Genomic DNA, 13,450 nt, shown 5'->3' with positions numbered 1-13,450 from the left:
TTGTATCAATATCGCTTTTCACAACCGGATCACGCCAGTCACCTATGGTAACCCCATCCTAAGCTGTTTTCGGCAAGGGAAAAATAACAAGGGTTCCTTCCTGGGTATGAAATCCGGCCAAAGACGCGCGACAGAAAGGGCTGCACGGCCTTCTTTAGCGGTGCTGATTGCGGTCTCGACCGTCAATCCGCTCGCAATGCAGATTTATCTGCCTTCTCTCGCAGGCATGATGATTGTTTTTTCCGCGACCGCTGGTGAAATCCAGCTGTCCATGTCTGCATTCTTTGTTGCCGTCGCCGTTTCGCAACTGATCTGGGGACCGCTGTCTGATCAATATGGCCGTCGTCCTGTGATCATTGTCGGCATGACACTGTTCGTCATCGGCAGCATCCTGTGCCTCTTTGCACCCACGATCGAAGCCCTGGTTTTCGCTCGCATTTTGCAAGCCGCAGGCGGTTGCACCGGAATGGTTCTCGGCAGAGCCATCGTGAGGGATCTCTACGGTCCAAATCAAGCTGCAAGCATGATTGGATTTGTCACGATGGGTATGGCGGTCATGCCGACGATCGGTCCGGCCATTGGCGGACTGCTCGATGAGTTTTTCGGCTGGCAGGGTGGTTTTGTTCTTATGCTTATCCTCGGCATAGGGGCTTTGTGGGCAAGCATCTACAAGTTGCCCGAAACGCATACAGAAAGAACGAAAGTTGGACCTCGGCAGGTTGTGAAGTCCTATACGGACCTGTGCAGGGAGCCGTTGTTTTGGAGTTATGCGCTGACGGCAGCGTTTTCCGCGCTGACCTATTTCGCCTATCTCGGGGGAGCGCCCTATATCGCCGCCGGAATGCTTTCACTCAGTGCAGCCGAAATGGGCTTCTACTTCATGTTTGTAGCGCTTGGTTACATTGCCGGGAATTTCATTTCGGGGAAATTTGCTGAACGGGTCGGTCTGATGCCAATGATCATGGCGGGCACTTTGATCGGAATTCTTTCAGTTTCGATTATTGCGACCTTCACCTATTTCAATGGTCTGTCGGCGCAGATCCTGTTTTTGCCAATGTTCTTGCTAGGACTGGGCAACGGCGTTTGCCTGCCAAGTGCGCTATCAGGTGCTGTCAGTGTCCGACCGGAACTTGCCGGTTCGGCTTCCGGACTGACTGCATCGCTGCAAGTCGGTGCCGGTGCGATCACCGGTTCGTTTGTCACGTGGCTTTATACAGGCAGCGCCATCGCGGGATCGCCGTGGGGAATGATCATAGTTATGGCTATTGGCATGCTGCTTAGTCTTGGCGCAGCACTATCGGTGCGCCATCTTTCGGCGCGACACTCTTTCGTGCCCGCCGAATAGCGCGATTGTTTCACTAGAAAATTCTATGCCAGAAGTTCAGCCGCCGGTGACGCTCATATGCCGCGACACAGCCGGCTGATTGCGATCACGGTCAATGACAAAGTCATGCCCCTTCGGTTTTCTGCCGATCGCTTCGTCGATGGCATCGTTCAGAACTTCATTGCCTTCCGAGGCACGCAATGGCGCGCGCAAGTCAGCCATGTCATCCTGACCAAGGCACATATAAAGTTGCCCGGTGCAGGTAACCCTTACCCGGTTGCAGCTTTCACAGAAATTGTGGGTCAATGGCGTAATGAAGCCCAGTTTGCCGCCTGTTTCCTCAATGGTCACATACCGTGCAGGACCGCCGGTCTTGTAAGGAATGTCGGTAAGTGTGAAACGCTCGGCAAGACGGGACCTGACAGTCGACAGCGGGAGATATTGGTCAGTGCGGTCGCCGTCAATTTCCCCAAGCGGCATGGTCTCAATGAGCGTCAGATCATGACCTTCGCCATGACACCATTCCAGCATAGGCTGAATTTCGTGCTCGTTGACATCCTTGAGCGCAACCATGTTGATTTTTGTTTTCAATCCGGCCGCAGTGGCAGCCCGGACCCCGTCCAGCACCTTGGCGAGGTCGCCCCATCTGGTCACGGTCTTGAACTTCTGAGGGTCGAGCGTATCGATTGAGACATTGATCCGCCGGACGCCACAGTCATAGAGTTCGTTTGCGAAGCGCGACAGCTGTGAACCGTTTGTCGTGATCGTCAGCTCTTCCAAGGCCCCGCTATCAAGATGACGGCCGAGGTTTCTGATCAGGCTCATGATGTTTTTTCGCACCAGCGGTTCACCGCCGGTCAAACGCAGCTTTCGCACACCCTTTTCGATAAAGGCCGTGCACAGACGGTCCAGTTCTTCAAGGCTGAGAACTTCTCGCTTCGGCAGGAATGTCATGTCCTCGGCCATGCAATAGACACAGCGGAAATCACACCGATCGGTCACTGAGACACGCAGATAGGTAACGGCCCGGCCAAAAGGGTCGATCATGGGACTGGATATCGGCGCTGCACCGGTATCCGGCTGTGCCGGAACCACAATCTTACCATCTGTCACGGACGCTCTCCCTTGTGTTTTGTTCCCGATCATATGGCGCGGAAGCGGGTAAGATCAATTCAAACCCGATTTTTCGCTTCAGGTTATTCTTCGCAGGTAAACTTTTCAGTGTATTTTTGTCAATTGGACCCTTTGCCGATCCCAAGCACCGACGATCTCACTCATCCCGATAGGCGTCCATGAACGATCTTATGTCAGCCAGAAGCGGAAGCAGTTGTTCAACCTTCTGCTTTGGGAAAGCTGCCTTTAGCGCTTCAATATCCGGATCGCTCGCCTTGATCGCTGCCTCGCGAAATGTTCGCCCAGCATCGGTCAACCAAACAGTTTTGCTGCGTCCGTCTTTTGGGTTGGGCCGCATTTCGACAAACCCGTGCTCAAGCAAGCCGGACAAGGTGTGCGTCATGGTCGTTTTGGGAACTTGAAAGGCCCTTGCCAGGGTCAGCGGCGTTTGCCCGTCGCGTACCCTGATCAAATGATTGATTACGCTGAAATGGGGCAGGGTGAGCCCCTTTGGTAACCGGGCTTCCATGGCAGCCCGGCTGAGCTGGGCAATGATGCCAATCTCATTGAAAAATGTGAAATAGACGTGCCGGGTGTCGTTATCCATTCAATATCCGTGTTTCGAGCGGCCAGCGCGGCGTTCGTGGAATTGTCGGGCCATAGCCCAATCGTCCTAGCATCTGAACGGTTTCTCCCGGATTGGCAAGTATGCGATGGGCGTCGGCATAGTGCGTCTTCATTTCCTCATATTCCTGAAGAGCTTGACTGACAGGATGAAGAGCCAGCCCCAGGGCGGTTGTTTCAAGGTTCAGCCTCAGCCATCGACGACCCGCCGCGATTTGGTCGGAACGCGCATTTCCCTCAGTGGTCATGGAGATATAAGCCGGCGTAGCTGCAAGCATCTCCCGATAGATTTTCACACCTTCCTGAAATCCGCTTGATGCTGGATCAAGCTGACCTTCACGGGTCAAAATGCCGGCAAGCATGAGACTTTCGAGAAACGGTCCGCCAAGATCAATGCCATCTGGGTTCGCGTTGATTTCGGATTTGCCGAAGCGCATGAGATCAACGCTTTCCTTGAGCGCGCGATGTGTATTCATTTCGGTCAACCAGGCGTCCCAGGTGAGCTCCTTCAAAACTGCAACAGTCTCACTATCCAAAATCACCTGACCATAAGGGACGAGTTTTTGTGCTAGATTTTTCGGAACCGGAGTTGTTTCAAACGGTTCCTTGCAGGAGCGTCGGTTCATTATGTGTTCTGAAAGCGGGTCGGTGGCGCCTCCATCCTGCAATTGAACAAAAGCTATCGGTCCGTCCGGTCCTTCGGGGAAAAGTTTGATTTCTGCACTTTTCTTTTGAAGCGAGGCTGCAACAGCCATCAGCTCTATGAAGCAGCCAAGGCCGACGAATATCTGTCTTTGATAGGGATCCGTATGCGGCAAACTGCGGGTCTTGTCTCTATGCAGAAGAAAGCTTGTTCCTTCCGTGAGTTCGACCAGCCAGGGTTGTCTGTTGTGTGGATTTGGAGCCAGCAGCGCATAGGAGAGAGCAAACAGCCGCGGGTCTTCATAGTCGCCGGCATCCTCCCAAGGAGACAGAGCCCTCTCAGGGGTGCGTGTGGCAAGAAACGTTCCTGCAGACGCGGAAGCAGCAACAACGATGCCTCCACCGATGAGGGCTAGGGTTTTTCGGCGGGACAAGGACATGAGAGTTTCTCCTAAAAAGTACGATATCGCACTAAGTAGTACGAAAACGCACTAAAATCAATTCCTGAATGCCCTAGCAAGAAATTTTTCGGCACCGCTTGTAATGACACCAAAAGGTGTCATATAAATAACACCAAATGGTGTTACGAGGAGATTGGTATGAAAATTGGAAAACTTGCTTGTCTAACCGCAGGGTTGATCTCAGTTGCGAGCCTGACCCCTTCAGCTCGAGCCGATGACATCAAACTGGCGGTTCAACCGGAACTCAACTGGGAGACAACACCGGAGGGTGTCGCATTTGCGTCGCTGAAGGGCAATCGTTTTGACGAAAGCTACATGGCGATGGTTCGGCTCCCGGCGGGGCTCATCAGTCCGGTTCACACCAAAAGTGCAGGGATGTACGGCCTGATCGTTTCAGGTGAAATGGTTCATCTGTCTGAAAATGAGATCGGTGGTAGTGAAGTCGTCCTTAAGGCAGGTGACTATTATGAAATTCCAGCTCACCTGCCGCACCTCAGCAAATGCGTCTCTGAAGTGGAATGCGTCACCTTCCTTTATCAGGATGGACCATTCGACTTTGTGCCGGTCGGGGAGGGACGAAAATGAACTCCGGACCCCAAAGCGTTTTCCGGGCTCTGGCTGATCCGACACGGCGCCAAATCCTAATGCATCTGGCGCAAGAGAACCTTGCCATTTCAGACATTGCGGCGCGTTTCGATATCACCCGTACGGCAATCAACAAACACCTGACCATCCTGGAGGAAGGCGGCCTCATACAAACTGAAGTGATCGGACGGGAGAAGCGCAATCGGCTTTCACCCGAGCCCTTGAGCTCGGCGTTCGAATGGCTCGGGTTTTTTGAACAATTCTGGGACAGCAAGCTTGCAGATTTGCAGCGTGAGGTCGCCAGGGACATGCAAAAAAGAAGGGAAACGGAAAAATGAATTCGACAACCATCACAAAAACAATCTTTCTGGATGCGCCACGCGAGATCGTCTGGTCATTTTTGACCGAAAAAGACAAGCTGGCCCGCTGGTTTCACCCGGCTGAGGAAGACTTGAAGGAAGGCGCGGCCTACACCTTGCTCGACCAGCACGGCGACATGTCACGCATTTGTTGGGGGAAGGTACTGGAAATGCGCCCGCATGACAGTCTGGTCTACACATTCACCGTCAAACCTCTCAACGGTGCCATGACAACTGTGCGCTGGACCCTTGAAGACGCAGCAGGTGGCACACGTTTGACGCTTGCGCATGAAGGGATTGAACAGGCCGCAGGAGAGGCAGCCTTCATGATGTTAAGTGCATTGGATGCTGGTTGGGACAAGCACTTTGAGCGCTTGCGCCAGGAGGCCAAAGCTCCCGTCCCGGCGTGACCTGACCGTTTTTACCTCCAGCCGGTCCAGTTGAGCCGGCTGCTGCGTTGATCTGTTCAAAGCCTCTGGCGTATGACTCAGCAAGAACACGTCAGAGGCAACATGACAACACTCGTTTGGTTCCGCCAAGATCTGCGAACAGAAGACAATCCCGCACTCTTTGAAGCAGCGCAGAAGGGGTCGGTGCTTCCGGTTTTCATTCTGGAAACGCCGGAACAATCCGGTGAAACGCATCCTATGGGAGGTGCCAGTCGGTGGTGGCTGTATCACAGTCTTGCAAGTTTGAAGGCTTCATTGTCGGGACTTGTACTGATGCGTGGAGATGCACGGCATCTCATTCCGCATCTGGTGCGCGAACATCAGCTAAAAGCTGTCTATTGGAATCGCTGTTACGAGCCACATGCCATTGAGAGAGACACAGATATAAAGGCCAGCCTGAAGGATGCAGGCATTGAGACCAGGAGTTTCAAGGCATCCTTGTTGTTCGAGCCATGGGAACTCGAAACCAAATCAGGCGGTCCTTTCAAGGTGTACTCGCCTTTCTGGAAAGCGGCCCAACAAAAACAGATTGCATCGCCCCTGACTGCACCAGAAAACATTCAATTCGTGAATACCGATGCAGGCGAGGACCTGGAGAGTTTTGGATTGTTGCCGAACAAACCCGACTGGGCGGCTGGGTGGGAAAACATCTGGCAACCAGGTGAAGAGGGCGCAAGGAAGCGGTTCAGGGCGTTTCTAGATGAAGGCCTTCAAGGTTATGGCAGTTTGCGGAACCGACCCGATCTGCCCAACGTTTCCCGCTTGTCGCCGGCATTGCATTTCGGGGAGATCTCTCCTCGAATGATCTGGCATGAAACGCAAAAACATATGACAGCGGAAATTTCCGCTGCGCCGGACGGTGTGAAATTTCTGTCCGAGATTGCCTGGCGAGAGTTTGCATATCATTTGCTTTATCATTTCCCGCATTTGCCGTCGGAAAACTGGAAACCGGCATTCGATGCCTATCCCTGGCGCGAAGCTCCGGACGATCTGGCGAAATGGCAGAAGGGCCAAACAGGTTATCCGATTGTCGATGCAGGCATGCGTGAACTTTGGCAAACCGGTTACATGCACAATCGCGTGCGGATGATTGTCGCAAGTTTTCTGATAAAGCATCTGCGAATTCATTGGAAACACGGTGAAGCCTGGTTCCGCGATACGCTGTTGGATGCGGATCTGGCGAACAATTCAGCCAGCTGGCAATGGGTTGCCGGCTCTGGCGCGGATGCCGCGCCATACTTTCGAATATTCAATCCGATCACCCAGGGAGAAAAGTTCGATCCGGAAGGAATTTACACCAGGCAATGGGTTCCGGAACTTGAAAACCTGGCTACACAACACCTGTTCGCGCCTTTTGCAGCGCCGCCGGAAGCTCTGCAGCAAGCGGGCATTGAATTGGGCCAGACCTACCCGAAACCGATTGTCGATCATGGTAAGGCAAGGCAAGCCGCGCTTGAGGGTTACATTGCCGTCAAAGAGGCGGGACAAAACGCGGCTTGACGATGGTCGCGCGGGCGCTATCGTCCGCCTCAACCTGCTGAATTGATTTCCGATCAAGGAACCGACCATGACTGATGATACTGCTCCCTGGCCGACGGAACTGCGCGTTTCCAAGGACAGAAAGGTGCTGACAGTTGCTTTCAACACCGGCGACCGACACGAATTGTCGGCCGAGTATCTTCGGGTTTGTTCACCATCGGCTGAGGTGAAAGGCCACAGCCCTTCGCAAAAACACACGGTTCCGGGCAAACGCAACGTTGAAATCATCAAAATCGAACCGGTTGGAAACTATGCGGTCCGCATTCATTTCGACGACATGCACAGTTCTGGCATCTACACCTGGACATATTTCATGGACCTTGGAACACGCCGCGAAGTTCATTGGGTCGGTTATCTGAAAGAGCTGGAGGACAAGGGGCTGGGCCGAGATCGATAAGCCGTAGCAAACACTTCGACCTCTGGGCAGCGATGATACGAATCTGATATTCAGATCTTGGTGCTGCCCGCGCCATCCCCCTCCAAACGGAGCAGCAGCTGATCTGCAGGGCTGAATGATCTTGCACCACTTGTCATGTGCGCGCACAAGGAGGGACTGCGGCTTTTGCACATTGCCGAGAGGTCGCAAATGAGACTGAAAGCACCCGTCTATCGACTGAAGCGACAAGCAAGATTGCTGTCACGCAAGTCAGGAATACCGCTTCATAAAGCCCTTGATGAAATCGCTGCCACAATGGGTTACCGATCTTGGAGCCAGCTTGCCAACTCTGAGCGCTCAAATGAACGTCCGGCCGCACGAATACTCGCCAGTTTGAAGCCAGGTACCCTTGTAACCCTGGCGGCTCGACCGGGGCACGGGAAAACAATGCTCGGTCTGGAGATATTGGTAGAGGCGGCAATGAGGGGGCGATCTGCAGGTTTCGTTTCTTCTGAGTTTTCGCTTTTTGAAATCCGAAAAAAGATGTCGAGCCTTGGGGGGGAAACGTCAGAGTCGGAAGATCGCCTGAGATTGTGTCTGTCGGACCGGATTGCCGCAGATTATGTCGTCGAACAATTTTCGAACGCCATTTCCGGGACCGTGGTTGTCATCGACTTTTTGCAAGTCATGGATCAACATCGGAGCGATCCGCCGCTAGGGGATCAAATTCGGCAATTGAAGCTGTTTGCGTCAAGCAAGCAATTGAGCATTGTCTTTCTTTCGCAAATTCATCGCTCGTTTAACTCTCAAGAGCGATCTGTGCCTGATTTTCGAGACATGCGAAAGACCAATCCTCTCGACCTGCGCCTGTTCGATGTGGGGTATTTCCTGCACGATGGCGTGTTGCAGGCACGGACTTTCAGTGAAAGACCGGTTCTGTAGCTTCCATCCGAACAAGCGCCAAACAACCTGAACTGACGATGAAATTAAAAAAGCCGGGCACTGTGGCCCGGCTTTTGAAACTCTTGGTCTGACTGATCAGCGCTTGACGATAATCTTGGCGCCAACCTGTACGTTTTTGTAGAGGTGAATGACGTCTTCATTGGCAAGCCGAATGCAGCCGGAAGATACTGCTGATCCGATCGTCCACGGCTCGGTCGTACCGTGGATACGGTAAAGCGTTGAGCCAATGTAAAGTGCACGGGCACCCATCGGATTGTTCGGGCCCCCTGGCATGTAAGTCGGCAGGATGCGGCCCTTGCGGCGCTCACGTGCACGCATCTGCGCCGGCGGTGTCCAGCTCGGCCACTCCGCCTTGCGGGTAACACGGTGTGTACCTGCCCACTGGAAACCGTCTTTGCCGACGCCAACGCCGTATTTCATCGCCTTGCCATTTGGCAGGACATGATAGAGACGACGCTCGGACGTATCGATGACAATTGTGCCGGGTGAATAAGGCCCGTCGTATTTAACGCGCTTGCGTTTTACGGGGGATTTGCCACCGGGATGATATTTCGGTGTCACCCAGGTATTGGTGCTGTGATCGAAGTATCCAAAACGCGGTGCGGCCTGTGCGGTAAGTGCAAAGACCCCCGCAAGAAGCGCTACCACTACAAAGTAAAATCTGTTCATTCTAATTCCCCCATCAGCGCTCGCTCCACCTCAGGAGCGCTTCATGTCGAAGGTTACGTTAGGAAAAGGTCCTTGCCGCACTATTAACAATCATGACCTAAAAAGGGCGAAAATGGAATCTCACGTTGATGTGAGGTGCCCTTGCCTCGATCAATTGTGCTGAAATTGCAACTCGTTTTCCGGTTTTGGCGGTGTGTCACGGTTCAAAAATCGCGTCAAGGTTGTTTATTGTGTCTTTTCAAGAACAAGACGCTGATGATTTTTGATGTAGTCGATCTATTGAGCACGAGTCACTCGCTCGTTTCGCTGTTCAGAATTTTCAGGTCGATTCGATCCTGATCCTCTATTCAGCGACCTTGTTCGAAGTGGGATGCAGCACTCCAGTGGACATTGCTCTCATGATGCCTTGATCAGAAATTGACTGCAGGGCAGCGATTGCTGCCCCGGTGCCAATTGTTAACTCAGGTTGAGTTCCTTGAAGAAGTCGTTGCCCTTGTCATCGACCACGATAAAGGCCGGGAAGTCTTCAACCTCGATCTTCCAGACGGCTTCCATTCCAAGCTCTTCGAATTCGACCACCTCGACTTTCTTGATGCAGTCCTGAGCCAATCGAGCGGCCGGTCCACCAATTGAACCGAGATAGAACCCTCCATGGGCCTGGCAGGCCCGGCGAACCTGTGCCGATCGATTGCCTTTTGCCAGCATGACCATGGACCCGCCAGCGGCCTGGAATTGATCAACATAGGCATCCATCCGTCCCGCTGTTGTCGGGCCGAAGGAGCCCGACGGCATGCCTTCCGGCGTCTTGGCAGGGCCTGCATAATATATCGGATGGTTCTTGAAGTAGTCCGGCAACGGTTCGCCGCTTTCAAGGCGGTCGCGCAGTTTGGAATGTGCCAGGTCACGCGCGACGATGAGCGGTCCGGAAAGGGACAGCCGGGTTTTGATCGGATGTTTGGAGAGTTCACCCAGAATTTCAGACATAGGCCGTGTCAGGTCGATCTTGACCACGTGATCCGACAGGTTGTCGTCGGTGACTTCAGGCAGGTATTTTTCAGGATGCATCTCAAGCTGCTCCAGAAAGATACCATCCTTGGTGATCTTTCCGACCGCTTGCCGGTCTGCTGAACAGGAAACGGCGAGGCCGATGGGCAAAGACGCACCGTGCCGGGGCAGCCGGACAACACGAACATCATGACAGAAGTACTTGCCGCCAAACTGAGCGCCAACACCGGTGGCCTGGGTCAGTTTGTGGATTTCTTCTTCCATTTCGAGGTCACGGAACGCGTGGCCCAGATCGGAGCCCTTGGTCGGCAGACCGTCCAGATACCGTGCGGAAGCATATTTGGCTGTCTTCAGGTTCATCTCCGCTGACGTGCCACCAATAACAATTGCCAGGTGGTATGGCGGACAGGCCGCAGTGCCGAGTGTCAGGATCTTTTCCTTAAGGAATTCGATCATGCGGTCGTGGGTCAAAAGTGACGGCGTGCCTTGAAATAGGAACGTTTTGTTGGCTGAACCGCCCCCCTTGGCCATGAACAGGAATTTGTAGGCATCTTCGCCGTCGGCATAGAGTTCAATCTGCGCAGGCATGTTGTTCTTGGTGTTCTTTTCCTCGAACATGGAGATCGGCGCCAGCTGCGAGTAGCGCAGGTTTTTCTTGTAATATGCGTCTCGGGCGCCTTCACCGAGTGCGGATTCGTCGGATCCGTTCGTCCAAACGCGTCTGCCCTTCTTTCCCATCACGATGGCAGTGCCCGTGTCCTGGCACATTGGCAGGACACCATGAGAGGCAATGTTGGCATTCTTCAAAAGGTCGAACGCAACGAACTTGTCATTCTCTGTCGCTTCCGGGTCATCCAATATTCGGCGCAATTGTTCCAGGTGACCTGGGCGCAGATAGTGATTGATATCCTTGAAGGCCTCTTCAGCCAGCAGCCTCATTCCTTCTGGCTCGACGACCAGAACCTCTTCTCCATTGAACTCCGCTGTCTTGACATGGTCCGAGGTGAGCTTGCGATAGGGGGTCTTGTCTTCTCCCTGAGGGAAAAGTGCGCTGTGCTGATAGTCGGGAGGGGTGACGGGAGCGTTCATCGGACGGTTTCCTGATCTGGCTGCCACTGCGGTCTGTCTCAACCGGAAGCGCTGGAACTAAAGTCGCCCTGTCTTACGGCAAAAAGGCCGCGCACGCCAAGTGCTGCGGCCTTCCCAATTCGTCTGAAGTTTTCGTGAGGAACTATCGTGTTGCCGTCAAGTCCAGTGTAACTGAGACAATGTCACCAACAGTGTCGGTTCCAACACCGGCACCAAGCCCATGGGACAGGCGATTGACCGTCGCGGTGCCTGTCGCCTTGGCGGTGTCTCCAGTGATTTCAAGCGTGAAGTCGAGTTCAACAGGCTGTTCCATGCCTTTGATCGTCAAAGTCCCGTCGGCCCGGTAGCTGTTACCCTCGACGAGGGTTACGGTATTTGACTGGAATGTAGCTGCCGGAAAGGCGCTAACGTCAAACCAATCCTGGTTGGGCAGGGTGCCGTCGAACTGGGCATTGCCGGTTTTTGCTGTGGCCGGATTGATCTCTGCCGAAATCTTCGCAGCTTCCGGCTCTGCGGGATCAAAATCGATACTCGCTTTCCAGCTGCCGAAGAGCCCGGTCAATCTGCTGCTGCCCTGTTGGACTTCAAATCCAAGTTGGCTGTTTTCCTGATCGACTGTCCAAGTGTCTGCAAGACCGGGTGAAACAAGACCAAGTGAAACAGCAATACCGAGTGATAAGAATATGTTTTTCAGTATCATGAAGATGTTTCCTGAAGTTGTTTCTCTGAATGCGCCGGGGCGGTTGAAACCATCCTCTTCAAAGTGTCGTCCCGGGCAATGAAATGGTGTTTCAAAGCTGCCGCGACATGCACGACAATCAATGCGATCAACAGGAACGCTCCGTACTCATGCAGTACCTTGAAGAAGGATTCAGCGTCCTCTTGACTGCCAAGTGCAGCAGGAACGGGCAGGTGCGGAATTGGCAGGACGTTGAAGGCGATTGTCGGAATGTTCCAAGGCGATGCCGACACCATGAACCAGCCTGTGATTGGCATCGCGAAAATGAGTACATAAAGCCCGATATGCCCAAGGTGCGCTGCAGTTTTTTCGAGCGGATGCATTCCGTCCGGCAGTCTCGGGGCGGGATTGAACAGCCGCCACACCAGCCGCAGGGCAGCGAGAGCCAGAACAACGAATCCTATGGATTTGTGCAGCTGGTAAAGCTGAAAGGTCGACTGCTCGGTTTGCGGCAATCCATCCAGATAAAGACCGAATGCAAGCATGCCGAGGATCAGGATCGCCATTGTCCAGTGAAAGAAGATGGCAATCAGACCATACCCGGTGGAGGAATTGCGCAGCATGGGTGGCTCCTGTGAAGCTGAGACCGGTCATTACCGGTCTCAGCCGAGGGATCATTAATTCGTAGCTTCAGCTTTGAGCGTTTCAGCGTGGAACGTCACCGTGATGTCATCACCCACATAAGGCACGAACTTGTCCATGCCAAAATCGGAGCGTTTGACAACGGTTGAGACGGCAAAACCAGCAGCTGCTTTTTTTGCCATCGGATGTTCGCCAATGGAAGTCACGTCAACAGTCAGCGTGACGGGCTTCGTGATGCCCTTGATAGTCAAGTCGCCTGTGACCGCCAGTTGCTTTTCGCCTGTTTGCTCAACACTGGTGCTTTTGAAAGTAGCTTCCGGAAACTTCTCTGCGTCGAAGAAGTCGGCGCTCTTAAGGTGCGTGTCCCTGTCCGCCCAGAACGTGTCCATGCTATCTACATCAATAGTGAATTCGACTGACGAATTTGCAGGAGTGTCCTTGTCGATCATCAAAACACCATTCCAGGATCCAAATCGGCCTTCGGTCGTGGAATACCCTAGGTGGTTGTAGGAGAAGGAGAGGTTTGCGTGGGATTTGTCAAAGTCATAGGCGACGGGCTCGGCGACGGCGGTGCCGGCCAGTAGTGACAATGCAATTGCAGATGCTGCGAAACGGATCATGATCAAACCTCTTGAATGGTGTTTCCTTGAGCGTTCGGCCATGAACGCCTGAGGGTTGAGATAGTCATTACTAAGCCTCATGCAATTTGACTGACCGTTCGAGATCAATGAACAATTCGTTATATGTAGAATTTCAGAAGCAATCCGCGCCCGCGGAAGCGGTTTTGCTGTTTCCTTTTGCTGGCGAAGGATTGACAATTGTGCTCGTCGAATCGCGTGATTGGCTTGGTTTGATTGTGGTTGTGAATTGGTGCAATTAAAAATTGATTTTAGTGATAAGCAACTGAAAGAAAAAGAAGACTTGAACTGTC

At 53.2% G+C, this 13,450-nt stretch carries 15 protein-coding genes; 7 read left to right on the top strand and 8 right to left on the bottom strand.

Features of this window, described 5'->3' with window-relative positions:
• Positions 1-106 precede the first annotated feature (106 nt).
• Entirely contained in the window at positions 107-1,345 is a 1,239-nt protein-coding gene (locus tag K1718_RS17110) for a multidrug effflux MFS transporter (protein WP_152502106.1), read from the top strand.
• A 36-nt stretch (positions 1,346-1,381) separates the two neighbouring features.
• Here K1718_RS17110 and moaA read toward each other — a convergent pair whose 3' ends face one another.
• The 3 genes from moaA to K1718_RS17095 all read right to left on the bottom strand — a co-directional run bounded on the left by moaA (position 1,382) and on the right by K1718_RS17095 (position 4,143).
• On the bottom strand, positions 1,382-2,371 hold the full coding sequence (gene moaA / locus K1718_RS17105) for a GTP 3',8-cyclase MoaA (RefSeq protein ID WP_209007047.1): 990 nt from the start codon (positions 2,369-2,371) through the stop codon (positions 1,382-1,384).
• Between the two features lie 223 nt (positions 2,372-2,594).
• Positions 2,595-3,044 (bottom strand): MarR family winged helix-turn-helix transcriptional regulator, encoded by a 450-nt coding sequence (locus K1718_RS17100; protein ID WP_152502104.1) that lies wholly within the window; start codon positions 3,042-3,044, stop codon positions 2,595-2,597.
• Positions 3,037-4,143, bottom strand: coding sequence for an Acg family FMN-binding oxidoreductase (locus K1718_RS17095; RefSeq protein ID WP_265681438.1), 1,107 nt, complete (start codon positions 4,141-4,143; stop codon positions 3,037-3,039). Before K1718_RS17095 ends, K1718_RS17100 begins: the two co-directional genes overlap by 8 nt.
• 159 nt (positions 4,144-4,302) lie before the next feature.
• Between K1718_RS17095 and K1718_RS17090 the strand changes: the two genes are divergently transcribed.
• The 6 genes from K1718_RS17090 (at position 4,303) to K1718_RS17065 (ending at position 8,414) form a co-directional block, all read left to right on the top strand.
• A complete protein-coding gene (locus K1718_RS17090) occupies positions 4,303-4,749 on the top strand; it encodes a cupin domain-containing protein (RefSeq protein ID WP_152502103.1) in 447 nt (148 codons plus the stop codon).
• A complete protein-coding gene (locus K1718_RS17085) occupies positions 4,746-5,087 on the top strand; it encodes an ArsR/SmtB family transcription factor (protein ID WP_152502102.1) in 342 nt (113 codons plus the stop codon). Before K1718_RS17090 ends, K1718_RS17085 begins: the two co-directional genes overlap by 4 nt.
• Positions 5,084-5,518, top strand: coding sequence for an SRPBCC family protein (locus tag K1718_RS17080; protein WP_152502101.1), 435 nt, complete (start codon positions 5,084-5,086; stop codon positions 5,516-5,518). Before K1718_RS17085 ends, K1718_RS17080 begins: the two co-directional genes overlap by 4 nt.
• Before the next feature lie 102 nt (positions 5,519-5,620).
• On the top strand, positions 5,621-7,057 hold the full coding sequence (locus tag K1718_RS17075; RefSeq protein ID WP_152502100.1) for a cryptochrome/photolyase family protein: 1,437 nt from the start codon (positions 5,621-5,623) through the stop codon (positions 7,055-7,057).
• Positions 7,058-7,124: 67 nt separating this feature from the next.
• Complete coding sequence (locus K1718_RS17070) at positions 7,125-7,493, top strand: gamma-butyrobetaine hydroxylase family protein (protein WP_265681439.1); 369 nt, start codon at positions 7,125-7,127, stop codon at positions 7,491-7,493.
• 189 nt (positions 7,494-7,682) lie between these two features.
• Positions 7,683-8,414: a DNA helicase gene (locus tag K1718_RS17065; protein WP_265681440.1), complete on the top strand. Its 732-nt coding sequence runs from the start codon at positions 7,683-7,685 to the stop codon at positions 8,412-8,414.
• Positions 8,415-8,510: 96 nt separating this feature from the next.
• On the opposite strand, the gene K1718_RS17060 is transcribed toward K1718_RS17065, so the two are convergent.
• From K1718_RS17060 to K1718_RS17040, 5 genes are all read right to left on the bottom strand, one after another.
• Positions 8,511-9,104, bottom strand: a complete 594-nt coding sequence (locus K1718_RS17060; RefSeq protein WP_152502097.1) for a L,D-transpeptidase — start codon at positions 9,102-9,104, stop codon at positions 8,511-8,513.
• A 456-nt stretch (positions 9,105-9,560) separates the two neighbouring features.
• Positions 9,561-11,198: a fumarate hydratase gene (locus K1718_RS17055; protein ID WP_265681441.1), complete on the bottom strand. Its 1,638-nt coding sequence runs from the start codon at positions 11,196-11,198 to the stop codon at positions 9,561-9,563.
• Between the two features lie 142 nt (positions 11,199-11,340).
• Positions 11,341-11,898 (bottom strand): YceI family protein, encoded by a 558-nt coding sequence (locus tag K1718_RS17050; RefSeq protein ID WP_265681442.1) that lies wholly within the window; start codon positions 11,896-11,898, stop codon positions 11,341-11,343.
• Positions 11,895-12,500 (bottom strand): cytochrome b, encoded by a 606-nt coding sequence (locus K1718_RS17045; RefSeq protein ID WP_265681443.1) that lies wholly within the window; start codon positions 12,498-12,500, stop codon positions 11,895-11,897. The genes K1718_RS17050 and K1718_RS17045 overlap by 4 nt, the downstream gene beginning before the upstream one ends.
• A 54-nt stretch (positions 12,501-12,554) precedes the next feature.
• Positions 12,555-13,139: a YceI family protein gene (locus K1718_RS17040; protein ID WP_152502093.1), complete on the bottom strand. Its 585-nt coding sequence runs from the start codon at positions 13,137-13,139 to the stop codon at positions 12,555-12,557.
• Between the last annotated feature and the right edge of the window lie 311 nt (positions 13,140-13,450).

The sequence above is a fragment of the Roseibium porphyridii genome, assembly GCF_026191725.2.
Taxonomy (GTDB): Bacteria; Pseudomonadota; Alphaproteobacteria; order Rhizobiales; family Stappiaceae; genus Roseibium; species Roseibium porphyridii.
The sequence above is the reverse complement of the archived record's forward strand: the minus strand, read 5'-3'. Positions and strand labels throughout refer to the sequence as shown.